The sequence below is a fragment of the Citrobacter sp. Cpo069 genome (assembly GCF_030332785.1).
Classification (GTDB): Bacteria; Pseudomonadota; Gammaproteobacteria; order Enterobacterales; family Enterobacteriaceae; genus Citrobacter; species Citrobacter portucalensis.
This window is the reverse complement of record NZ_JAOWHD010000063.1, coordinates 336,418-360,359: the sequence shown is the minus strand read 5'-3', so window position 1 is coordinate 360,359 and position 23,942 is coordinate 336,418. Positions and strand designations below refer to the sequence as shown.

The following is a 23,942-nucleotide window of genomic DNA, read 5'->3' as shown; positions in this document are numbered from 1 at the left end:
AGATTCCGACTGGATAATTGCTGAAAACACGCTATTTACGTTACTGTAGCGCCGATCAATTGATATCAGGAAAATATATGCGCACTCGCACGCTGGCAGATTTGGACCGCGTTGTCGCTCTCGGCGGAGGGCATGGATTAGGACGCGTTCTCTCCTCTCTTTCCCCATTAGGTTCCCGCCTGACGGGTATCGTCACCACCACCGATAACGGCGGGTCGACAGGTCGTATTCGTCGCTCTGAAGGAGGGATTGCCTGGGGAGACATGCGTAACTGTCTGAACCAGTTAATTACCCAACCCAGCGTTGCATCCGCTATGTTTGAGTATCGTTTTGGCGGTAATGGCGAACTTTCCGGGCATAACCTCGGAAATCTGATGTTAAAGGCGCTCGATCACCTCAGCGTGCGGCCTCTGGAAGCTATCAATTTAATTCGTAGCCTGCTGAAAGTTGACGCACATTTAATTCCGATGTCGGAGCTGCCGGTGGATCTGATGGCCATTGATGACCAGGGGCACGAAGTTTATGGCGAAGTGAATATCGATCAGCTCACCGTCCCACCTCAGGAACTGATGCTTTCGCCAAAAGTCCCGACTACACGGGAGGCCGTTGAGGCTATCGCTGAAGCGGATTTAATTTTGATAGGCCCCGGCAGTTTTTACACCAGCCTGATGCCGATTCTTTTACTCGATGAAATGTCACAGGCATTACGTCGCACACCGGCTCCGATGGTCTACATAGGCAATCTTGGACGCGAATTAAGCCTGCCAGCAGCCAGCCTGACGCTTAGCGATAAGCTGGCCATTATTGAACAGTACGTCGGGAAGAAAGTGATTGATGCGGTGGTTGTGGGGCCGAAAGTGGATGCTTCCGCCGTTACCGACCGCGTTGTGATCCAGGAAGTGCTGGAAGCCAGCGATATTCCCTACCGCCATGACCGCCAGCTATTGCATAGTGCGCTGGAGAAAGCAGTGCAGGCGCTGGGCTGAACGGATTTGCCTGATGCGCTTCGCTTATCAGGCCTACAAAACGATTTGCTCCGGCATCAAACAATGCCTGATGCGCTTTGCTTATCAGGCCTACAAAACGATTTGCTCCGGCATCCGGCCTACGAATGCTATCCACCCCGCATCCGACACCGCCTTACGATGCCGCAATAAACAACTCGCGCAACTGATGCAACTGGTCACGGATTGTCGCGGCCTCTTCAAATTCGAGATTCTGCGCGTGTTGCAACATCTGCCCTTCCAGCTCGTGAATCTTCTGCTGCAGCGCTTTTGGCGTCATATCCAGTTCGACAACCTCAGACTTCGCGCCTGCGCGTGACTTCCCTTTGCCTTTCGCTTTGGTCTTCGCAATATTCTGACCCAGCGCCAGAATATCGACCACTTTCTTGTTCAGCCCCTGCGGCGTAATACCGTGTTCTTCGTTATAGAGCTGCTGCTTCTCACGGCGACGTTCGGTTTCACCAATCGCTTTAGCCATAGAGGCGGTAATTTTATCGCCGTAGAGAATCGCCTTACCGTTGATGTTACGCGCCGCACGACCAATGGTCTGAATAAGTGACCGTTCAGAACGCAGGAACCCTTCTTTGTCTGCGTCCAGAATCGCCACCAGGGAGACCTCAGGCATGTCCAGACCTTCACGTAACAGGTTGATACCCACCAGCACGTCAAACTCGCCCAGACGCAGGTCACGAATGATTTCCATACGTTCCACGGTATCGATGTCAGAGTGCAGATAACGCACCCGTTCACCGTGCTCTTCAAGATACTCGGTGAGATCCTCCGCCATCCGTTTGGTGAGCGTGGTGACCAGCACACGTTCGTTAATCGCCGCACGGGTGCGGATCTCAGATAGCAGATCGTCAACCTGCGTCGCCACCGGGCGCACCTCAATGACCGGATCCAGCAGGCCGGTCGGTCTTACTACCTGATCGACCACATCATCACCGGATTTCTCCAGCTCATAGTTGCCCGGCGTCGCCGAAACGTAGATGGTTTGCGGGGCCAGCGCTTCAAACTCTTCAAATTTAAGCGGACGGTTATCCAGCGCAGACGGCAGACGGAATCCGTATTCGACCAGGGTTTCTTTACGCGCCCGGTCACCGCGATACATGCCGCCAATTTGCGGGATAGTCACGTGAGATTCATCCACCACCAGCAGGCCATCGGCAGGCAGGTAATCAAACAGCGTCGGCGGTGGCTCGCCCGGACCACGCCCGGACAGATAGCGGGAATAGTTTTCAATCCCCGAGCAGTAACCCAGCTCGTTCATCATTTCCAGATCGAACTGGGTACGCTGACTTAAGCGCTGTTCTTCCAGCAGTTTGTTATTTGCCAACAGGACTTTTCGCCGCTCTGCCAGCTCAACCTTAATTTCTTCCATCGCCTGAACAATACGTTCGCGCGGCGTCACGTAGTGCGTTTTGGGATAGATGGTAAAGCGCGAAATAGTGGATTCGACCTGTCCGGTAAGCGGGTCAAACAGCGACAAACGTTCGACCTCTTCATCAAACAGTTCCACGCGCAACGCGATGTCGTCAGATTCCGCCGGGAATATGTCGATCACTTCACCGCGCACGCGGAAGGTCCCGCGCTGGAATGCCTGATCGTTACGAGTATATTGCAGCTCCGCCAGACGACGCAGGATCGCGCGCTGGTCGATAATCATCCCCACCGTCAGGTGCAGCATCATTTTCAGGTACAGGTCCGGGTCACCCAGACCATAAATCGCGGAAACCGACGCTACGACGACGACATCCCGTCGCTCAAGCAACGCTTTGGTTGCTGACAGACGCATCTGCTCAATGTGTTCGTTAACCGAAGCATCCTTCTCGATGAAGGTGTCAGAACTTGGCACGTAGGCTTCCGGCTGATAATAGTCGTAGTAGGAGACGAAATACTCCACCGCGTTATCCGGGAAGAACTCTTTCATCTCACCGTACAACTGCGCGGCAAGCGTCTTATTGGGGGCCAGCACCATGGTAGGGCGCTGTAGGTCCGCAATCACGTTCGCGATGGTGAATGTTTTCCCCGACCCCGTCACCCCCAGCAGCGTCTGATGCGCCAGACCATCCTCCAGACCTTCTTCCAGGCGACGTATCGCCTCGGGCTGATCGCCAGAGGGTTTAAAAGCGGAATTTAGTTTGAACGGTTTACTCATGAGCAGCTACCTGAAGCAATGGGCGGGCAGGTGTGTAATTTTACTCGCAGCAGTATATTTTGCCAGTAAAATATACTGGATGAAAAAACAGTAACGCGCCAGAATATTTCTGTTACGCCAGCAAAATGGCCGTGACTACAGGCTAAAATTTGTCCGCAGGCAAGATAAAACACCAGCAAAAATGTGTTATCCCCAAACCAATGACTTTTTTAACATTTGTCAAGCTACCCGATGAAAGTTTTGTGGCAACACATGACACTTCTGCGACAGCCATTGCATTTATCTAACACACTGTAATTTAATGATTATTATCTCAAGCCGTCTTTCGCATCAATTTAGTCGCAGGCCGCGTCTTCTCTCGCTTACCTTGTGTTTTCTAACTCTAATACACAAGGTTATCCACAGGAATAGTGGATAACTGCCTCCAGCCCGTACGGACTGTAGCCTGGCAAAAACGTCCTGATGATCTTTTCTGGTGGGATAAAAAAAAATTATCGCTATTTTTTGATATTTATCAGCTAACGAAGCGACCTGGGATAGCCGAGATCTTGCTCGCATTTTCATCATTTTCCTGCCTGCACCATCACAACGCCACCAGGCACTGACAATGTGCACACTGCGGCTCTCATCCACAACAAGCCGGATACCGCAACCCGCTCAATACTCTATTCTGCTGTATTTTCCCCTAATTCCGCTTCTGGCAAGAGATTTGCAGTTTTCTCCCGACCATCAGCCCGCGAGGCGGATATCATCATGAGGGAGAAATCTATGTTGAGTCTTCGTGCAGTGAATCACTATTACGGTAATCAACACTCGCTTTGGGATGTCGATCTCGACCTGTTGCCCGGCAAATGTACCGCCGTGCTGGGTCTTCCAGGGATGGGAAAAACCACGCTGGCCAATTGCATCACAGGCAATTTACCGATTGAGAGCGGAACCATGTTCTGGCATCAGGCTGGCGCACCACCTTGCGATCTGCTTCAGATTCCGGCGGCAAAGCGCATTGCGCTGGGTATTAACTGTGTATCACAGGAACGGCGAATCTTTTCGCAGCTGACGGTAGAGGAAAATCTGCACATTGCGCGCCAGGCGGTTGAGGAAAGCGAAGCGATGAACAGCAGCGATATTTACCGCCTGTTTCCGCAGCTGTTTGTACTGCGTCAGGCCAAAGGGGTGGCATTATCAGAGGAAAATCAGCACCAGCTTGCACTCGCCAGTGCGCTGGTCACTCGCCCGCGCCTGCTGATTCTCGATGAGCCGACACGAGGAAGTGGCCAGGCGTATATCCACAAACTGGGGAATCTGATTGTGAGGCTAAGCCAGGAGCTTGGCATCGCCATTATGCTCGCGGAGCAGAGCCTGCCGTTTATTCGTCGGGTCGCCGACTGCTATTGCTTGTTACATCGTGGACGCAACGTGGCTCAAGGGCAAATAACACAATTCAGCGACCCGCTAATCAACGACTGGTGGATGCCAGAGACAAAACGCTAAGATCGATATAACGACCTGTCGATGCTCGTTCCGGCTCTTCTGCCAGCCAGGGTATTTCCCCCAGTAGCGGAGCCGCAAGCGCACGCTTTAGCGTCGCCATATATTCAGCATGACGCTTGCCAGGTGGCAGCACATCATTGGCAACCCATCCGGCGAGCGTCAGCCCGGCCTGCTGCACCGCCTGGGAGGTCAAAATGGCATGGTTGATACAACCGAGCTTAACACCAACCACCAGAATCACCGGCAGTTGTTCCGCTTTTACCCAGTCAGAAAAACTCAGCGTTGGTGAAAGTGGCGTAAACCATCCGCCTGCGCCTTCCACCAATACCCAGTCAGCTTGTTCTTCAAGCAAGCGTAAACCCGCAGACATCACTGAAGCCTGAATGGGGCGTCCTTCGTCAGCACTGATGATATGCGGTGAGGTAGGTTCGGCGAAGGTATACGGATTGATGGCCGCATAATCCACTGCCACAACGCTGTTGCGCTGTAGAGCCAGCGCATCGCTGTTTCGCAGACCTTCAGCCGTCATTTCACTGCCTGACGCCACCGGCTTATAGCCGACCGTTCGCAACCCCAGCTGTCCCGCCGCCTGAAGCAACGCACAGCTGGCGATAGTTTTACCTACTTCGGTGTCCGTCCCGGTGACAAAATACGTGTTAGTCACGTTGAATTACTCCCAAAAAAAGATGATAGGTCAGCGGATATTTCCCCTGCTGACAAGGCCAGGCGAGCTGTAACTGGCGCAACTGCGAGCGGGTCAGCACACGCTGCTCACGTCCATCATGCAAATGCGTCGCGCCAATGCCCTTTAGCGAGCGCATGGCACTCAGCGCATCGTCAAACCACAGCGTGACGGCATGAGACTGGTATTCAACGTCCCAGCCGCACAGAGCGTTTTCCAGTTGCTCCACGGGCAAAAAACGGTTGGCGTGCTCCCGATCATCAACCGCTCTCCACGCCTGACGAAGTTCCGGCATCGACCCTTGCGCCAGCGTACTAAACGCCACCTCCCCTCCAGGACGCACCACCCGGTATAGCTCGCGTAACGCGCCGCGCAGGTCGTTGCACCACTGCACGGCCAGATTGCTCCAGGCCAGGTCGAAAGTGGCAGCGGCCTGCGGAATGGCTTCGATATCCGCCAGCAGATAGTGATGGGCGACATCGTGACGCTGCGCTTGCGTAAGCATTTGCGCCGACAGATCCAGCGCACAGACCTCGCTCCCCTGCTCCCGCCAGTAACGACTCATACGCCCAGGCCCACAGCCCGCGTCCAAAACCCGTGAGAACGCCCGGCCATTGAGTTGCGCCAGTAACGCATCGGCGCTCTGACGCTGAAGCTCCGCATGTTGCTCATAGTGCGTGGCCGCGCGACCAAACGCAGCGGCAATCGCCTGCTTATTGACCTGCGCCATGCAGCACCTCCAGTAAGTTGTCGATATCCTGGACTTCATGCGCCTGGGTCAGCGTAATCCGCAGCCTGGCCGTCCCAACCGGCACCGTCGGTGGACGAATCGCCGTCACCCAGCACCCCTGTTGCCGTAACGTCTGTGCCAGTTGCAAGGCTTTATGATTGTCGCCAACGATCAGCGGTTGAATAGCGCTGTCTGAATGTGCCAGCGTCAAATCCGTAGTATTCACCCCTGCGCGAAAACGCTGGATCAGCATCGCCAGCTTTTCTCTGCGCTCATCGCCTTCGCGGCTGCGGATCACCGCCAGCGCGGCGCGCAAGGCCTGAGCCTGGGCTGGCGGCATGCTGGTGCTGTAGATCAGATGACGGGCATACTGCAGCAGATAATCGGCCACGCTATCAGAACACAGGATCGCCGCACCGCTGACGCCGAACCCTTTGCCAAATGTCACCACCAACAGCTCAGGTTTCACCTGCTGTCGGGAGCACGAACCACGCCCTTCCTCACCGCTTACGCCAATCCCATGCGCATCATCCACCAGCAGCCACGCGCCCTGCCGTTTCGCCACCACGTGGATTTCTGCCAGCGGCGCGCTGTCGCCATCCATGCTGAACACGCCTTCGGTGATCACCAGTTGCTGCCCCGGACAGGGGGCTGTCAGCAGACGATCCAGATGTTGCGAGTCGTTATGAGTAAAGCGACGTAACACGGCAGGGCTAAGACTGGCAGCCTCCAGCAGCGAGGCATGGCTGAGCCTGTCGGCAACAATCTTGTCATCTTTTCCCATCAGTGCGGCAATGACCGCCTGATTGGCGGCAAAACCAGAGATGAACAACAGCGCCCGGGAATAGCCGAGCCACTGCGCCAGCTCTTCTTCCAGAGCCTGATGAGCAACGGAATAACCGCTGACATGGCCCGAGCCGCCGCTGCCGACGCCAAAACGCTCAGCGCCCTGCTGCCACGCGCAGATAATCTGCGGATGGTGGCTTAAGCCGAGGTAGTCGTTGCAGGAGAAATTCAGATACTGGCGACCGTCGGCCTGCAGCCAGCGCCCGGCTCCCTGCGTCACTGCATAGCGCTGACGCAGGGCATCAGCACGACGACGCGCTGTTAGCGCATCGTCAATTTTTTGCTGCCAGGTCATACGGTTGCCGCGTTGTAGTAATCGTCGGTATCCGGGGTACGCAGCGCCTGCTCCAGACGTTGTTGCTGTTCGTTATCGCCCGCCAGTACCGCCGTTTGCTGCGGGTTAAGACCCAGCTTGCGAAATAACAGCAAATCCTTATCTTCGTTCGGGTTCGGGGTGGTCAGCAGTTTGCAGCCGTAGAAAATCGAGTTGGCCCCGGCCATAAAGCACATCGCCTGGGTTTGTTCGTTCATCTGCTCGCGCCCGGCAGAAAGACGCACGTATGAGGTCGGCATCATGATACGCGCCACAGCGATAGTACGAATAAAATCAAAAGCATCTACGTCGTCGTTATCGGCAAGCGGCGTGCCCTTCACTTTCACCAGCATGTTGATCGGCACACTTTCCGGCGGCGTCGGCAGATTCGCTAATTGCAGCAGCAGACCCGCGCGGTCGGTCACCGTTTCGCCCAGCCCAACAATCCCGCCGGAGCAAACTTTAATGCCCGCCTCGCGCACTTTATCCAGCGTATCCAGGCGCTCCTGGTACGAGCGGGTGGTGATGATATTGCCGTAAAATTCCGGCGAGGTGTCGAGGTTGTGGTTGTAGTAGTCCAGACCCGCATTGGCCAGGCGCTGGGCCTGAGATTCGTCCAGCGTGCCCAGCGTCATACAGGCTTCCAGCCCTAGTTCTTTCACGCCCTGAACCATTTGTTCCAGGTACGGCATATCGCGCTCATGCGGGTTCTTCCACGCCGCGCCCATGCAAAACCGCGTTGAACCGGCCTGCTTCGCCTTACGTGCCGAGTCCAGTACCTGTTCAACCTCCATCAACCGTTCCGTTTCCAGACCGGTTTTATAGCGGGAGCTTTGCGGGCAGTATTTGCAATCTTCCGGGCAAGCACCGGTCTTAATCGACAGCAGCGTACTAACTTGTACCTGCTGCGGATCGAAATGCTGGCGATGAACCTGCTGCGCTTCAAACAACAGATCCAACAGCGGTTTTTCAAATAATTCGGTGACTTGCGACATTGTCCAGCGAGAAGAATGAGCCATATTGGTATACGTTTCGTTGTTAGTTTGGTGTAGACTCGTAAACCTAAATCTTTTTAATTTGGTTTACAAGTCGATTATGACAACGGACGATCTTGCGTTTGACCAACGCCATATCTGGCACCCATACACCTCCATGACCTCCCCGTTGCCGGTTTATCCGGTGGCGCGTGCCGAAGGTTGCGAACTGATCTTAGCCAGCGGTGAGAAGCTGATTGACGGCATGTCATCCTGGTGGGCGGCAATCCACGGTTACAATCACCCGCAGCTGAACGCCGCGATGAAAACGCAGATTGATGCCATGTCGCATGTGATGTTTGGCGGCATTACCCATGCCCCGGCCATTGCGCTGTGCCGCCAGTTGGTGGCGATGACGCCAGAGGCGCTGGAGTGCGTTTTTCTCGCGGATTCAGGGTCGGTCGCAGTAGAAGTTGCAATGAAAATGGCGCTGCAATACTGGCAGTCTAAAGGCGAATCCCGCCAGCGTTTCCTGACATTTCGTAATGGTTACCATGGTGATACCTTCGGCGCGATGTCGGTCTGCGATCCTGACAACTCAATGCACAGTCTGTGGAAGGGGTACCTGCCGGAGAACCTGTTTGCCCCTGCCCCACAAAGCCGCATGGACGGCGAGTGGGACGAACTGGATATGGTGCCTTTTGCCCGTCTGATGGCCGCGCATCGCCACGAAATTGCGGCGGTGATCCTAGAGCCAATCGTACAGGGCGCTGGCGGTATGCGCATGTATCATCCCGAATGGTTAAAACGCATCCGTAAGATGTGCGACCGTGAAGGGATCCTGCTGATTGCCGATGAAATCGCCACCGGATTTGGTCGTACAGGCAAGCTGTTTGCCTGCGAGCATGCCGACATCACTCCGGACATTTTATGCCTGGGCAAAGCGTTAACCGGCGGAACAATGACCCTTTCTGCAACCCTCACCACCCGCCAGGTTGCGGAAACCATCAGCAACGGTGAAGCCGGATGCTTCATGCACGGCCCGACCTTTATGGGCAATCCGTTGGCCTGCGCCGTCGCCTCCGCCAGCCTGTCGTTAATCGAAACCGGCGAGTGGCGCGCGCAGGTAGCGGCCATTGAAGCGCAGTTGCGGGCAGAACTCGCCCCGGCGGCGGACTCCAGTTGGGTCGCGGACGTACGCGTGCTCGGCGCCATCGGCGTCATCGAAACCACGCATCCGGTGAATATGGCAGCGTTACAGAAGTTCTTTGTCGAACAGGGCGTGTGGATAAGACCGTTTGGCAAGCTCATCTACCTGATGCCACCGTACATCATCCAGCCCGATCAGTTGCGTCGCCTGACGCAGGCCGTGAACGAGGCTGTGCGCAATGCAACATTTTTTAGCGATTAATCAGCGGTAAGCTCTACGGTTTCTGGCTACACTTTTTGGCTAACGAGAGGAGTCAGCATGAAACTAATCAGTAACGATTTGCGCGATGGCGATAAGCTTGGGCATCGCCACGTCTTTAACGGCATGGGCTATGACGGGGATAATATTTCCCCCCACCTGGCGTGGGATGACGTACCCGCAGGAACCAAAAGCTTTGTCGTGACCTGCTTTGATCCTGATGCGCCAACCGGCTCCGGCTGGTGGCATTGGGTGGTGGTAAATCTGCCGGCTGATACCCGCGTACTCCCGCAAGGATTCGGCTCCGGGCTGGTTGCACAACCGGATGGGGTGATTCAGACCCGTACAGATTTTGGTAAAGCTGGTTATGGTGGCGCTGCGCCGCCGAAGGGGGAAACCCACCGCTATATCTTTACGGTTCACGCCCTGGATGTGGAGCGTATTGATGTCGATGAAGGTGCCAGCGGCGCGATGGTTGGATTTAACGTCCATTTCCACTCGCTCGCCAGCGCCTCGATTACGGCGATGTTTAGCTAAGCTGTGTTGTGCCGGATGTCGGTTTCACCTCATCCGGCCTACAAAGCAGACCGTAGGCCTGATAAGACGCGTCAGCGTCGACATCAGGCAATTTTCTACAGAAATTCAGGCAGCAATTGCAGCAGCGTTCCTTGCGCTAACAGCTCGGTCGCGCACTCAATATCCGGGGCAAAAAAGCGATCCTGCGTGTAGTGGGCAACCTGCTCGCGCAGCGCCTGTCGCGCCTGCTCCAGCAACGGACTGGAGGTTAACCCTTCACGCAGGTCAATCCCCTGACACGCCGCCAGCCACTCCACGGCAATCACGCCGCGCGTATTTGCTGCCATCTCCCACAGTCTGCGCCCCGCCGCCGGCGCCATAGAAACATGATCTTCCTGGTTGGCGGAGGTCGGCAAGCTGTCCACGCTGTGCGGATGCGCCAGCGCTTTGTTCTCGCTCGCCAGCGCGGCGGCGGTTACCTGAGCAATCATAAAGCCGGAGTTAACCCCGCCATTTTTCACCAGGAACGGCGGCAACTGCGACATATGTTTGTCCATCATCAGCGCAATTCGCCGCTCTGACAACGAGCCGATTTCCGCAATCGCCAGCGCCAGATTATCTGCCGCCATCGCCACCGGTTCAGCATGGAAATTCCCACCGGAGATCACATCGCCCTCTTCGGCAAACACCAGCGGGTTGTCGGAAACCGCGTTGGCTTCAACCAGCAGAACATCCATCACCTGGCGCATTTGCGTCAGACACGCCCCCATCACCTGTGGCTGACAGCGCAGAGAATACGGGTCCTGCACCTTTTCACAGTTATGATGCGACTGCGAAAGCGCGCTAGAGTCGGTCAACACATGACGGTATAGCGTTGCAGCATCAATCTGCCCACGCTGCCCTCGCGCGGCATGAATACGGGCGTCAAACGGACGACGGGAGCCCAGCACGGCTTCTGTGGTCAGCGCCCCGCACACCGTCGCAGACGCAAACAGTTCCTGAGCTTCAATTAACCCGCGCAGTGCAAAGGCGGTGGAAGCCTGAGTGCCGTTGAGCAGCGCCAGCCCCTCTTTCGCCTCCAGCGTGATCGGCTCCAGTCCGGCCTTTTTCAGCGCGTCGGTAGCCGGGAGCCATTCCCCCTGCCAGCGCGCTTTACCTTCGCCCAATAGCGTCAACGACATATGTGCCAGCGGCGCCAGGTCGCCCGATGCGCCCACCGACCCTTTCGCCGGGATCAGTGGATACACCTCGGCATTCACCAGCGCAATCAGCGCTTCAATCACGCTCAAACGAATGCCGGAAAAACCACGCGCCAGGCTGTTGATTTTCAGCACCATAATCAGACGAACCATTGCGTCATCCAGCGCCTCGCCAACGCCTGCCGCATGCGAAAGCACCAGCGAACGCTGTAAATTCTGCAAATCTTCCGTGGCGATACGGGTCTGAGCCAACAGGCCAAAGCCGGTATTAATGCCATACGCCGTACGGCCTTCAGCGACAATATTATTGACGCAGGCGACGCTGGCGTTGATTGCATCAATCGCCCCGGCATCCAGGCTCAGTTTGACCGGCTGCTGCCAGATTTCACGTAGCTGGGTAAAACTCAGATGGCCCGGCGTGAGTGTCATGGTGTTCATATCAGCGTTTCTCCTGCGTCGCAGCAATCATTGGCAAATTCAGCCCTTCTTCAACGGCGCACTCCACCGCAATGTCATACCCGGCGTCGGCGTGGCGCATCACCCCGGTAGCCGGATCGTTATGTAATACCCGGGCGATGCGCGCCGCGGCCTCATCGGTACCATCGCAAACAATCACCATCCCGGCATGCTGAGAGAAGCCCATGCCAACCCCGCCGCCATGATGAAGCGACACCCAGGTTGCTCCGCTGGCGGTGTTAAGCAGCGCGTTCAACAGCGGCCAGTCGGATACGGCGTCTGAACCGTCGCGCATAGCTTCTGTTTCGCGGTTTGGGCTGGCAACAGAACCGGAGTCCAGATGATCACGGCCAATAACAATCGGCGCGGATACTTCACCGCAGCGCACCATTTCATTAAACGCCAGCCCCAGCTTTTGTCGCCACTCCAGGCCGACCCAGCAGATACGCGCTGGTAAGCCCTGGAAGTTAATCCGCTCACGCGCCATATCCAGCCAGTGATGAAGGTGCTTATCATCAGCCACGATCTCTTTCACTTTGGCATCTGTCTTATAAATATCCTGCGGATCGCCCGACAGCGCCACCCAACGGAATGGCCCTATGCCGCGACAGAACAGGGGGCGAATATAAGCAGGTACGAATCCCGGGAAATCAAAGGCATTTTCCACGCCCATCTCTTTGGCCATCTGGCGAATGTTGTTGCCGTAATCAAACGTCGGCACGCCCATTTTGCTAAACGCCAGCATCGCCTCAACGTGCGTTGCCATTGAACGTTTCGCCGCCTGCACCGTGCCCTGCGGATCGGACACCGCTTTTGCCTGATACTCTTCCCAGCTCCAGCCGGACGGCAGATAACCATGCAGCGGATCGTGGGCGCTGGTCTGGTCGGTGACCATATCCGGGCGCACACCGCGCTTCACCAGTTCCGGCACAACGTCGGCGGCGTTAGCACACAGTGCAATGGAGACCGCTTTACCCTCGCGGGTGTATTTGTCGATACGCGCCAGCGCATCGTCAAGCGATGTCGCCTGCTCGTCGACGTAACGGGTACGCAGACGGAAATCAATTCGGCTTTGCTGGCATTCAATGTTCAGCGAACACGCACCCGCAAGTGTAGCGGCTAGCGGTTGTGCTCCGCCCATGCCGCCCAGCCCGGCGGTCAGCACCCAGCGTCCGCTGAGGTTACCCTGATAATGCTGACGCCCGGCCTCAACGAAGGTTTCATAAGTCCCCTGCACGATGCCCTGGCTGCCGATGTAGATCCAGCTTCCGGCGGTCATCTGGCCGTACATCGCCAGCCCTTTGGCGTCCAGTTCGTTGAAGTGTTCCCAGGTAGCCCAATGTGGCACCAGGTTGGAGTTGGCAATCAGCACGCGCGGTGCGTTGTCGTGAGTTTTGAATACGCCTACCGGTTTACCAGACTGGACCAGCAGAGTTTCATCGGTCTCCAGTTTGGTCAGCGCGTTGACGATGGCGTCATAACATTCCCAGTCCCGCGCGGCGCGGCCAATCCCACCGTATACCACCAGCTCATGCGGATTTTCCGCCACATCGGGATCCAGATTATTCATTAACATGCGCAGCGGCGCTTCGGTCAGCCAGCTTTTGGCCGTTAAGGTGGTGCCGCGTGGGGCACGAATATCCTGCTGACGATATTTGCTATGGGACATGACAGAAAACTCCTCGCGAACGTCGGATAGATAAGTAACATATACTTGTCTATACAAGCTGCCGCAAGGGTCATTTTAACAATTAAGATACATTTTTATTATATTGCGTCAGCAATCACGGTTTTCATGTCCTGTATCAGGACATAAACCGTCCTTGCAGGCGATAGCGAGAACCCGGGAACAGCAAACGGGCATGAGAGACAATGGATGACGCAGACCAGGTTTTACGGCGGATCAGCAGGCAGGGATCGTGTTCTTTGATATTCAGCAGCGCGCACTCTTCGGCGCTGGCACGTACCGCTTCAACAATATGCTCACCTTCCGTTAAAGGGGCTATCAGCGACAGGTAAGCGTGCGGCGTAGTCTGGCTGTAATCCTGCGCCAGATACTCCGGCACAATATCTGCATTCACGCAGCGATCTTCAATCTGCACCGGCAAATCGTTCTCGTAGTGCACCATGACAGAGTGAAAAATGGAGGTGCCTTCTTTGACGTTTAACACCAAAGCCTGCTGCGCGTTTGCCAGGGTTCTTTCCAGCGTCCGCACTTCGCACCGGTGCTGATGCTGACGGGCGTTGATTTCATCCGCGATGCTGCGGATTTCAAACAGCGCGGACTGACCTTTGGGCTCTGCGACAAACGTCCCGACGCCCTGCAAACGCACCAGTAAACCTTCATCCGTTAACTCACGCAGCGCCCGGTTGATGGTCATGCGGCTGAAACCATATTGCGCCACCAGCTCTGCCTCAGAAGGAATGCGATCGTGAGGCTGCCAGATACCGCTGGCAATTTTTTCGCTGATCTCCTGTTTGACCTTTTCGTAAAAAGGAGCCGGAGCAGAACGGGATGGGAGCATGCGTGAGCCTTCCTTAAGCTGAAAATATGAGTGGGTAGAGTTTACAGGCATTACCCGAGCCTGATAAGCGCAACGCCATCAGGTATATCAGTGCCACCAGTGGGCGATTTGCCAGCCTAATCGCGCCGCCACGCGTGCTGCTCTGCCATCATCGTCAAAGCGTGGATTAAATTCAACCATATCCACCGCCAGGAGTTTACCGCTACGACACAGAGGCTCAATCAGTCTCAGCAGCGTCGCCAACGGTACGCCAAGCGCGGCGGGGGCCGACACACCGGGCATTTCCCACACCGGCAGCACGTCGAGGTCGATTGTCATGTAGATGACATCCAGATTGGCAATGAACTGCGCTAACTGCGCCTGCGCCGTATCGCAATGCAGATCCTCCACCACGGTAACACCGAGCCGCTGGGCCTCATCCCAAAGCGCCAGGGTGTTTGCCGCCCGACTGACGCCGATACAGGCATAGTGAAATTCACGCTGCTGTTCATCGCAAAGCTGCGCCAACTGGCGAAATGGCGTACCGGATGTGGCTTGTTCAGCTTTGCGCAAATCGAGATGCGCATCGAAGTTGACTATCCCCACTTTCGCCTGCGGGAACGCATCCAGTACGCCAGCGCCGTGGGCAAAGGCAGTTTCGTGTCCCCCGCCCAAAACAAAGGTACGCATGTTCTCCTGCTGACAGCGCTGTACCGCATTACGTAACGCCTGCTGCGCGCCCTCAAGATCGGGAGGCTGCACCACAATATTTCCCAGATCCACCAGCCGATTGTGCCCATCGTGGCTGGCTAAATTCGCCAGCGCCTTGCGCAGCTCATCGGGTGCTCCGGCGGCGCCCGTGCGCCCCTGATTACGTTTAACGCCTTCGTCGCAGGCAAACCCGAGCAACGCTATCTGCTCGCGGTACATTTCTGGGCTAAACGTCGGGCTCAGGGTGATAGTCTGAAACAGGCGCAGCGCATTCGGCGATTCGGCGCGGTCATCACGTCCCTGCCACAGCGCAGGTGAGGCTGGTTGCCAGTTGGTCATGCTATTTGTCCTTTGAATACGCGTTGGTAGAGCGGATTGCGCCCGGGTTCATACAGGATCTCGACCGGGAGGGTTGCATCCCACACCACAAAATCGGCCACAAACCCGGCCTTCAATTGACCGTGGGTGGCATGACGCCCCAGCGCCCGGGCCGCATGACGGGTTACGCCCGCCCATGCTTCTTCCGGCGTTAGGCCAAACTGAACGCAGGCCATATTCATCGCCCAGTGCAGGCTGATAAACGGACTGGTACCGGGGTTAAAATCTGTCGCTACCGCCATCGGTACCTGATATTGACGCAGCAACGCTACCGGTGGGCGCTGCTGCTCTTTGAGGAAATAGAATGCGCCGGGCAGCAGCACACCGACCGTACCGCTTTGGCTCATCGCCGCCACGCCCGCTTCATCGAGGTATTCAATATGATCGGCGGATAGCCCTTGGTAGCGGCTTACCAACTGTGCGCCGCCAAGCAATGACAGTTGTTCGACATGGCCTTTAATCGGGATGCCCAGCGCCTGTGCAGCCTGAAACACCCGCTCACTCTGCGCCAACGAAAAACCAACGCTTTCACAGAACAGATCGACGGTCTCAAACAGCCCTTGTTCCCACAATTGCGGCAAAATGGTCTCACACACCAGCGTAATATAGCCGTCAGGATCATCCCGGTATTCCGCTGGAGTTGCATGCGCGGCCAACAGCGTCGGGCTGATTTCAACGATACTCTCTGCCGCCAGCTCTGCCACCACGCGCAATATTTTCTCTTCTGTCGGCAAATCCAGGCCGTAGCCGGATTTTATTTCCAGCAGCGTAACACCTTCTTTGATCAGCTGTTCCATCCGCTGATGGGCTACGTGAAAGAGTTGTTCATCCGTGGCGCTGCGGGTCGCCGATACGGTGGCATTGATCCCCCCACCCTGAGCGCTTATCTGCTGGTAGGAGACACCATTTAGTCGCTGCTCCCACTCACCTGCGCGGTTTCCGCCAAAGACCAGATGCGTATGGCAATCAATCAGGCCTGGCGTAATCAGCCTGCCCTGCATATCAAAAGTATTGTCATGCGTGAGATATAACGATGATTCCGGGACGATATCGCGAATCTTGCCCTGGCGGACGATCAGCGCGTGACCATCCAACAGCCCATATGGGGTACCACGTTCAGGGTCCATAGTCGCCAGACGAACATTGCGCCAGATAACATCATCAGGGAAGAATTGCTGCATTCGACTCACCACTTGTCATAGGTTGTATAGACATTTATTTTTGATTATAGGGATGTTGTCAACCTGAAGAACCATAATTGTTATCTATTTGTGATATAAAGACTCTCCGCGCCAGACATTGCTGCGATAAAAAACAACTTTTTACCTTTTCGCCTTCCCGTTTCGCTCAACTTAGTATAAAAAAGCAGGCTTTAATGGATAACTTTCAAAGCCCGGAGCAACCTGTGAACATATCATCAGTTTCCCGTCTGGCGCTGGCAATGGCTTTTGGCGTGACGCTGACCGCCTGTAGCTCTACGCCGCCCGATCAAATTCCTTCCGATCAAACCGCGCCAGGAACCTCTTCGCGCCCAATTTTGTCGGCCAATGAAGCGAAAAACTTCGTTACTGCGCACTATTTTTCCGCGCTGACGCCAAACACCGCGCCGTGGAGCCCTTCTTCTATTTCTCTGCCTGCACAGCCTGACTTCGTCGTTGGCCCGGCAGGGACTCAGGGCGTCACCCATACCAGCATTCAGGCCGCTGTTGATGCAGCAATCATCAAACGTACTAACAAACGTCAGTACATCGCGATTATGCCGGGCGAGTATCAGGGTACGGTATACATTCCGGCAGCAACGGGTAGCCTGACGCTGTACGGTATGGGCGAAAAACCGCTGGATGTAAAAATCGGCCAGGCCATTGACGGTGACATGAGCACCGCAGACTGGCGTCGTACGGTGAACCCGGGCGGTAAATACATGCCGGGTAAACCTGCGTGGTATATGTTTGATAATTGCCAGAACAAACGTGGCGCAAATATTGGCGTGATGTGTTCCGCCGTCGTCTGGTCGCAAAATAACGGTCTGCAATTGCAAAACCTGACCATCGAGAACAACCTCGGTGACAGCGTTGATGCGGGCAACCACCCGGCCGTTGCGCTGCGTACCGATGGCGATAAAGTGCAGATTAACAAGGTTAACATCCTGGGCCGCCAGAATACCTTCTTCGTGACCAACAGCGGCGTGCAAAACCGTCTGGAAAACGATCGTCAGCCGCGTACGCTGGTTACCAACAGCTACATTGAAGGCGATGTGGATATTGTGTCCGGTCGCGGTGCAGTGGTGTTCGATAACACCGAATTCCGTGTAGTGAATTCCCGTACCCAGCAGGAAGCCTATGTGTTCGCACCGGCTACCCTGTCAAACATCTACTACGGTTTCCTGGCTATCAATAGCCGCTTCACGGCAAGTGGTGATGGCGTGGCGCAACTGGGCCGTTCGCTGGATGTCGATTCCAACACTAACGGTCAGGTCGTGATTCGTGACAGCGTAATTAACGAAGGCTTTAACATGGCAAAACCATGGGCTGACAGCGTTATCGCAAAACGCCCGTTTGCCGGTAATACCGGTGCGGAAGATGACAAAGGTGAAATCCAGCGTAACCTGAACGACACCAACTTCAACCGTATGTGGGAATACAACAACCGCGGTATCGGTAGCAAAGTGGTTGCTGAACCTAAGCAGTAAACGTCATTCTCTGATGTAAACCCGGCAGATTCATGCTCTGCCGGGCAATGTGCCGGATACTCATCCGGCATTAGACGCAATATTAGTACGCGTTAACCACCACCCACATCGGGCCTTGTCCTACCGCGTAACGACCTTTCTCCGTCAACAGTCCTTGTTCGCCAGCAATCTCGTATACCGCGATATGGTGCGATTTTTGTCCGGCTGCAATCAGGTATTTACCTCTGTTATCGATATTAAAACCGCGTGGCTGAGTTTCGGTAGGTTGGAAACCTTCTTTGGTCAACACGCTGCCATCTTCAGAGACGCTAAAGACCGTAATCAGGCTGGCGGTGCGATCACAGGCATACAGATGACGACCATCCGGTGTGATGTGAATATCTGCTGCCCAACGGGTATCCGCGAAATCAGCAGGCATCATATCCAGTGTCTGCACACACTCAATCTTGCCGTACGGATCTTTCAGCTCCCAGACATCAACAGAGCTGTTCAGCTCATTCACGCAGTAGGCATATTGCTTATTCGGATGGAACGCCATATGACGCGGGCCCGCGCCTTCAACGGTGGTCACTTCAGCCGGTTCCTGCGCAACCAGATGGCCATCATCGCTAACGTCAAACAGGCAGATACGATCCTGTTTCAACGCCGGAACCCACAGGGTACGGTTATCCGGAGAGATGTTGGCTGAGTGGCAACCATCCAGACCTTCTACCACGTCAACCAGTTCCACCGGCAGGCCATCTTCCAGACGCGTGACGCTCACGCTACCCGCATTATAAGAGCCTACGAACACGAAACGTCCCTGATGATCGGTAGAAATATGCGTCGGGCTACCCGGCAGCGCAGACTCTGCCGCGAAGGTCAGCGCTCCGTCATCAGGCGCAATACGATAAGCCAACACGCGAAACTCCGGGCGCACACCAACATAGAGGTAACGCTTATCCGGGCTGACGACCATCGGCTGTACCTGACCCGGTACATCAACCACCTGCGTCAGCGTCAGAGAACCATCGTGATTCAGGCTCCAGACGTGGATTTGCTGACTTTCAGGGCTGGCGGTATAAACGGTTTGCTTCATGAATACTCCTTTGCTTTTTGGCAGGTGGCTGCAATTGCCTGACACACGCCTAAGGTAGACGCTTTTAACGGTGAATGCTTAATTAAGGCTCAGAATTTTGTCCGGCTCCCGTCTCGGTGTACCATTCCAGCAGACAAAATTCTCAACCTTAATCTGGAAAAAACTATGACCGCACGCGTGATTGCCCTGGATTTAGACGGTACCCTGTTGACCCCGAAAAAAACCTTGCTGCCATCCTCTCTCGAAGCGCTCTCGCGCGCCAGAGAAGCAGGCTACCAACTTATCATTGTCACAGGTCGCCATCACGTTGCTATTCATCCTTTTTATCAGGCACTGGCGCTGGTTACACCTGCAATTTGCTGTAACGGTACCTACTTGTATGATTATCAGGCAAAAAAGGTACTGGAATCCGATCCCCTCCCGGTTGACCAGGCATTACAGCTGATCGAAATGCTGGATGAACATCAGATCCACGGGCTGATGTATGTGGATGAGGCCATGCTGTATGAGCGCCCAACCGGGCATGTGGTGCGTACCGCTAACTGGGCGCAAACTCTGCCGCCGGAACAGCGCCCGACCTTCACCCAGGTTCCTTCGCTGGCGCAGGCCGCACATGACGTCAACGCCGTCTGGAAATTTGCCCTGACCGACGAAGATATTCCGAAACTGCAGCAGTTTGGCCAGTACGTTGAGCAACAGCTGGGACTGGAGTGTGAATGGTCCTGGCATGATCAGGTCGACATTGCTCGTAAAGGCAACAGCAAAGGACGACGCCTTACCCAGTGGATTGAAGCACAGGGCGGGTCAATGGAAAACGTGATTGCCTTTGGTGATAACTTTAACGATATCAGCATGCTGGAAGCCGCAGGTACCGGTGTGGTGATGGGCAACGCGGATGACGCGGTCAAAGCCCGCGCCAACATCGTGATTGGTGACAACACCACAGACAGCATCGCGAAATTTATCTACTCCCACCTGCTGTAATCAGGCGGTAATCGATACGCTCTTAATTTGCGCGTACAGCCACAGGCCAGGTTTGATACCCAGTTCATCCCTGGCCCATGGGCTAATCCTCGCCCACAGCGTCTTACCGCCCACCTCAAGCTGAACTTCCACCTGACCGTTATCGTCATAGCATTGCGCGACTTTTGCCCGGAGAACGTTACGAATACTGGTCTGCTGTGGTGGTTGGAGCACCAGTGAAACATCAGATGCCTGAATACGAATACGCAGCGCGGTTTGCAGCGGTTGCTCCAGCTTATTGACCCACAGATGCTGATCGCCGAGCGCCAGCGCGGTCATCGCATAGTGTGGATGATGTTCCAGCACGCTGACTTTCAGAATACTGCTTTGCTGTTCCTTAGGCAGCCAGGGGTGCATCACGCTGCTACCCCAGACATCTTCCAGCGAACCAAACGCTTTGACCTGCCCGTTCTCCAGCACCATCACTTTATCCGCCAGGTGCAAAATCTCATCAAGCGAGTGGCTGACATACAGCATCGGAATATTGATTTCACGTGCAAGGCGTTGCAGGTAAGGCAGCAGTTCGCGTTTACGCGGTATATCCAGCGAGGCTAACGGCTCATCAAGCAGCAATAACTCAGGCGCGGTCAGCAGCGCCCGACCGATGGCAACACGCTGCTTTTCACCGCCAGAAAGACCGCCAGGCAGACGGTCAAGCAGCGGTTCAATGCCCAACAGCGCCACCAGCTTATCAAATTGTCCGGTCATGCTTTTCGCCATTCCGTAACGCAGGTTGCCGCGCACTTTATAGTGCGGGAACAGGCGCGCATCCTGGAAAACATAGCCCACCCGGCGTTTTTCCGGCGTTAAACAGATACCGTTCTCGACGTCGTTTAAGACCCGACCGTTGAGCACGATGCGTCCGGACTGCGGCTGCGTCAGGCCGCTGATGGCGTTAATCAGTGAGGTTTTGCCCGCGCCGGAAACGCCAAAAATAGCGGTGATGCCGCTGGCTGGCAGCGTTTCGTTGAGCGTCAGGCAATGCGTCCCCAGCGTCTGGGAGAAATTGAGTTCCAGCATAATTATCGCCCCGTCCGCTCACGGCTAATACGCGCCAGCCATTCAGAAATCAGCAGCGAAATCAGCGCTAAAACAATAGAAATGATACACAACCTCGCCGCCGCGCTTTCGCCGCCGGGAGTCTGGATCAGGGTATACATCGCCGAAGGAATGGTGCGGGTTTCACCAGGAATGTTGGAAACAAAAGTAATGGTTGCGCCGAATTCCCCGAGGGAACGCGCGAACGCCAGCACCGTACCGACAATAATGCCGGGCAGCATCAGCGGTAGCGTAATGGTCATGAATACACGCCAACGTCCGGCTCCCAGCGTGCGGGCCGCCTGCTCCAGCTTGACGTCGACACCTTCCAGCGCCAGACGAATTGCCCGTACCATCAGAGGAAAAGACATCACCGCCGCAGCCAGTACCGCACCGCGCCAGCTAAAGGCAAAGGTAATGCCAAACCAGTCGTACAACCATTCGCCAATGAATCCGCGCCGCCCCATGGCGACCAACAGCAGATAGCCCACCACGACCGGTGGCAGAACCAGCGGCAAATGCAGAACGCTGTCGAGCAGCGCTTTGCCCGGGAACTTGCATCGCACAAGCAGCCAGGCAAAGAAGATCCCAAACGGCAAACTAAACAACACAGCCAGGGAAGAAACTTTCAGGCTCAGGATGACGGCCTGCCATTCAGGATCGGTCAGTATCATTACTTGGTCGTAAATCCATAACGTTTAAAGATTTCAGCAGCCTGCGGTCCTTTCAGGTAATCATAGAACGCGCTAACCGTTGCGTTTTTGTGCCCATCAACAATCGCGATAGGGTATTCCACTTTTTTGTGCGAATCTTCCGGGAAAGTCGCAACAACTTTTACGCCCTTACTGGCGACAGCATCGGAACCATAGACGATCCCCAGCGGCGCTTCGTTACGCTCTACCAGCGCCAGCGCACCGCGCACGTCTTCAGCAGGAGCCAGTTTCGGGGCCAGGGTATCCCATGCCCCCAGTTTTTGCAGCGCTTCTTTGGCATAAATGCCCGCCGGAACATGTTCTGGATCGCCAACAGCCAGGCGTCCACCATTCAACAGACTGGTCCAGTTGGTTTTGCTGTCAATGGTGAAGTCTTTCTGCGCGCTGGCTTTCGGCGCAACCACCACCAGACTGTTACCCAACAGCGTTTCACGCGATGCGGTATCAATCGACTTCTTGTCTACCGCGTAGTCCATCCATTTCTGATCGGCAGAAATAAACAGATCGGCCGGTGCGCCTGCTTCAATCTGACGCGCCAGCGTGGAAGAAGAAGCAAAAGAGGAGACAACATCAACGTTCTTCTCTTTTTTATATTGCGTTGCAATGTCCTGCATCGCGTTGGTCAGCGAAGCCGCTGCAAAAACGGTAATCTTTCCTTCATCCGCCAGCGCATGCCCGGCAACGGTAAGAGAAAGTGTTGCCCCTGCAAACAAGCGTAACCATGTACGTGCCATCTGTAACTCCTTTGCGTTTCGTTATGTAGGCGAAAATATAACGAGTAAACCAGGATTTTCCCAGTGGTTATTGATACCAATTAGAGGTTACACAAAGAAAATATCGGCAGGGAAAGCAAGATCTTGAGAAAACGAGTTGGCAGGCAAAAAATATAAACGCCCGACTGAGCGGGCGTTTGGGGAATCAATGATTCTGTCTGGACTGGTCTTTCTGACCGATAGAGGAGAAGATGTTGAACACTTCACCCAGTCCGTAAATCAGCCCCAGGATGACCGCCATCACCACAGGAACCATAATTACGGCGAATACCAGACTTTTCAATAACTCTAACATGGTCAACTCCAGATATAGTCCTTAGTTGTATTCTAACCACATAACACAGAAAAGCACTCCCCTTTTGTGCGGTTGGCTTTGCGCGCGCGCGGTTTTCCGTCACAATACCCCTTTTGCCAGGAGCTTGTGATGCAGGCCGAAATCCTTCTTACGCTGAAACTTCAGCAAAAACTGTTTGCCGATCCCCGTCGCATTTCTCTGCTTAAGCACATTGCGCTTTCCGGCTCCATCAGTCAGGGCGCTAAGGATGCAGGTATCAGCTATAAAAGCGCCTGGGATGCGATTAACGAAATGAATCAGCTCAGCGAGCAAACGCTGGTTGAGCGCGCCACTGGCGGCAAAGGCGGCGGCGGCGCGGTGTTAACGCGCTACGGCCAACGCTTAATCCAGCTGTATGATTTATTAGCGCAAATCCAACAGAAAGCCTTCGATGTTTTGAGCGATGACGACGCCCTGCCGCTCAATAGCCTGCTGGCGGCGATCTCTCGCTTTTCGCTGCAAACCAGCGCCCGTAACCAGTGGTTTGGCACCATTACCGCCCGCGACCACGATCAGGTTCAACAGCATGTCGACGTGCTGCTGGCGGATGGCGAAACGCGCCTGAAAGTGGCAATCACTGCACAAAGCGGCGAGCGTCTCGGGCTTGAGGAAGGCAAAGAAGTACTGATTCTGTTGAAAGCGCCGTGGGTAGGAATCACTCAGGACGACGCCATCGCTCAGGCCGCCGATAACCAGTTGCAGGGCACGATTAGCCATATCGAACGCGGAGCGGAGCAGTGTGAAGTATTGATGACCTTGCCAGACGGCCAGACGCTGTGCGCAACTTTGCCGATAGAGCAGACCCACACATTAACGGAAGGCGCTAACGTCACAGCATATTTTAATGCGGACAGGGTGATTATCGCCACACTGTGCTGAGTTAATTGACATCAGCCTGAAGAACACGTATCCCTGTTATTCATC

The 23,942-nt window shown here is 55.1% G+C and carries 22 protein-coding genes; 7 read left to right on the top strand and 15 right to left on the bottom strand.

Features of this window, described 5'->3' with window-relative positions; all coding sequences use genetic code 11:
- Positions 1–77: 77 nt before the first annotated feature.
- The gene (yvcK, locus tag OGY08_RS24375) at positions 78–986 is read left to right on the top strand and encodes a uridine diphosphate-N-acetylglucosamine-binding protein YvcK (protein WP_003831525.1); all 909 of its coding nucleotides are present in this window, start codon (positions 78–80) and stop codon (positions 984–986) included.
- Positions 987–1,140: 154 nt separating this feature from the next.
- Here yvcK and uvrB read toward each other — a convergent pair whose 3' ends face one another.
- Positions 1,141–3,162, bottom strand: coding sequence for an excinuclease ABC subunit UvrB (gene uvrB / locus OGY08_RS24370; protein ID WP_048235802.1), 2,022 nt, complete (start codon positions 3,160–3,162; stop codon positions 1,141–1,143).
- 768 nt (positions 3,163–3,930) lie between these two features.
- On the opposite strand from uvrB, the gene OGY08_RS24365 reads away from it, so the two are divergent.
- Positions 3,931–4,653, top strand: coding sequence for an ABC transporter ATP-binding protein (locus OGY08_RS24365; RefSeq protein WP_048214632.1), 723 nt, complete (start codon positions 3,931–3,933; stop codon positions 4,651–4,653).
- On the opposite strand, the gene bioD is transcribed toward OGY08_RS24365, so the two are convergent.
- Genes bioD through bioB form a run of 4 tightly spaced genes read right to left on the bottom strand, consistent with a single transcriptional unit; the run spans position 4,619 to position 8,243 of the window.
- On the bottom strand, positions 4,619–5,317 hold the full coding sequence (gene bioD, locus OGY08_RS24360) for a dethiobiotin synthase (protein ID WP_125362541.1): 699 nt from the start codon (positions 5,315–5,317) through the stop codon (positions 4,619–4,621). The genes OGY08_RS24365 and bioD overlap by 35 nt on opposite strands.
- A complete protein-coding gene (gene bioC / locus OGY08_RS24355) occupies positions 5,310–6,065 on the bottom strand; it encodes a malonyl-ACP O-methyltransferase BioC (RefSeq protein WP_125362540.1) in 756 nt (251 codons plus the stop codon). Before bioC ends, bioD begins: the two co-directional genes overlap by 8 nt.
- On the bottom strand, positions 6,049–7,206 hold the full coding sequence (bioF, locus tag OGY08_RS24350) for an 8-amino-7-oxononanoate synthase (RefSeq protein WP_125362539.1): 1,158 nt from the start codon (positions 7,204–7,206) through the stop codon (positions 6,049–6,051). The genes bioC and bioF overlap by 17 nt, the downstream gene beginning before the upstream one ends.
- Entirely contained in the window at positions 7,203–8,243 is a 1,041-nt protein-coding gene (gene bioB / locus OGY08_RS24345; RefSeq protein WP_008784180.1) for a biotin synthase BioB, read from the bottom strand. Before bioB ends, bioF begins: the two co-directional genes overlap by 4 nt.
- A gap of 76 nt (positions 8,244–8,319) precedes the next feature.
- Here bioB and bioA point away from each other — a divergent pair, with 76 nt between their 5' ends.
- Complete coding sequence (gene bioA, locus OGY08_RS24340; protein WP_125362538.1) at positions 8,320–9,609, top strand: adenosylmethionine--8-amino-7-oxononanoate transaminase; 1,290 nt, start codon at positions 8,320–8,322, stop codon at positions 9,607–9,609.
- Between the two features lie 57 nt (positions 9,610–9,666).
- Entirely contained in the window at positions 9,667–10,143 is a 477-nt protein-coding gene (locus OGY08_RS24335) for a kinase inhibitor (protein WP_048214637.1), read from the top strand.
- A gap of 95 nt (positions 10,144–10,238) precedes the next feature.
- On the opposite strand, the gene hutH is transcribed toward OGY08_RS24335, so the two are convergent.
- The 5 genes from hutH to hutI form a co-directional block, all read right to left on the bottom strand.
- Positions 10,239–11,759 carry a histidine ammonia-lyase gene (gene hutH, locus OGY08_RS24330; protein WP_032942757.1) on the bottom strand — a complete coding sequence of 507 codons (1,521 nt, stop codon included), beginning with the start codon at positions 11,757–11,759 and terminating at the stop codon, positions 10,239–10,241.
- Position 11,760: 1 nt separating this feature from the next.
- Complete coding sequence (hutU, locus tag OGY08_RS24325) at positions 11,761–13,446, bottom strand: urocanate hydratase (protein WP_060682515.1); 1,686 nt, start codon at positions 13,444–13,446, stop codon at positions 11,761–11,763.
- A 136-nt stretch (positions 13,447–13,582) separates the two neighbouring features.
- Positions 13,583–14,302 carry a histidine utilization repressor gene (locus tag OGY08_RS24320; RefSeq protein ID WP_125362537.1) on the bottom strand — a complete coding sequence of 240 codons (720 nt, stop codon included), beginning with the start codon at positions 14,300–14,302 and terminating at the stop codon, positions 13,583–13,585.
- Between the two features lie 87 nt (positions 14,303–14,389).
- A complete protein-coding gene (hutG, locus tag OGY08_RS24315; protein WP_125362536.1) occupies positions 14,390–15,331 on the bottom strand; it encodes a formimidoylglutamase in 942 nt (313 codons plus the stop codon).
- A complete protein-coding gene (hutI, locus tag OGY08_RS24310; protein WP_125362535.1) occupies positions 15,328–16,551 on the bottom strand; it encodes an imidazolonepropionase in 1,224 nt (407 codons plus the stop codon). Before hutI ends, hutG begins: the two co-directional genes overlap by 4 nt.
- 224 nt (positions 16,552–16,775) lie before the next feature.
- Here hutI and OGY08_RS24305 point away from each other — a divergent pair, with 224 nt between their 5' ends.
- The gene (locus tag OGY08_RS24305) at positions 16,776–18,059 is read left to right on the top strand and encodes a putative acyl-CoA thioester hydrolase (protein WP_057066515.1); all 1,284 of its coding nucleotides are present in this window, start codon (positions 16,776–16,778) and stop codon (positions 18,057–18,059) included.
- 82 nt (positions 18,060–18,141) lie between these two features.
- On the opposite strand, the gene pgl is transcribed toward OGY08_RS24305, so the two are convergent.
- Complete coding sequence (gene pgl, locus OGY08_RS24300) at positions 18,142–19,137, bottom strand: 6-phosphogluconolactonase (protein WP_020996535.1); 996 nt, start codon at positions 19,135–19,137, stop codon at positions 18,142–18,144.
- Positions 19,138–19,302: 165 nt separating this feature from the next.
- Between pgl and OGY08_RS24295 the strand changes: the two genes are divergently transcribed.
- The gene (locus OGY08_RS24295; RefSeq protein WP_286566753.1) at positions 19,303–20,121 is read left to right on the top strand and encodes a pyridoxal phosphatase; all 819 of its coding nucleotides are present in this window, start codon (positions 19,303–19,305) and stop codon (positions 20,119–20,121) included.
- Here OGY08_RS24295 and modC read toward each other — a convergent pair whose 3' ends face one another.
- From modC to OGY08_RS24275, 4 genes are all read right to left on the bottom strand, one after another.
- The gene (gene modC / locus OGY08_RS24290; protein WP_125362533.1) at positions 20,122–21,180 is read right to left on the bottom strand and encodes a molybdenum ABC transporter ATP-binding protein ModC; all 1,059 of its coding nucleotides are present in this window, start codon (positions 21,178–21,180) and stop codon (positions 20,122–20,124) included.
- Positions 21,181–21,182: 2 nt separating this feature from the next.
- Positions 21,183–21,872, bottom strand: coding sequence for a molybdate ABC transporter permease subunit (gene modB / locus OGY08_RS24285; RefSeq protein WP_008784169.1), 690 nt, complete (start codon positions 21,870–21,872; stop codon positions 21,183–21,185).
- Positions 21,872–22,645, bottom strand: coding sequence for a molybdate ABC transporter substrate-binding protein (gene modA, locus OGY08_RS24280; protein WP_003831470.1), 774 nt, complete (start codon positions 22,643–22,645; stop codon positions 21,872–21,874). The genes modB and modA overlap by 1 nt, the downstream gene beginning before the upstream one ends.
- A gap of 184 nt (positions 22,646–22,829) precedes the next feature.
- Complete coding sequence (locus tag OGY08_RS24275) at positions 22,830–22,979, bottom strand: AcrZ family multidrug efflux pump-associated protein (RefSeq protein ID WP_020996536.1); 150 nt, start codon at positions 22,977–22,979, stop codon at positions 22,830–22,832.
- Between the two features lie 129 nt (positions 22,980–23,108).
- Between OGY08_RS24275 and modE the strand changes: the two genes are divergently transcribed.
- Entirely contained in the window at positions 23,109–23,897 is a 789-nt protein-coding gene (gene modE / locus OGY08_RS24270; RefSeq protein WP_003831465.1) for a molybdenum-dependent transcriptional regulator, read from the top strand.
- The last annotated feature ends 45 nt before the right edge of the window (positions 23,898–23,942 follow it).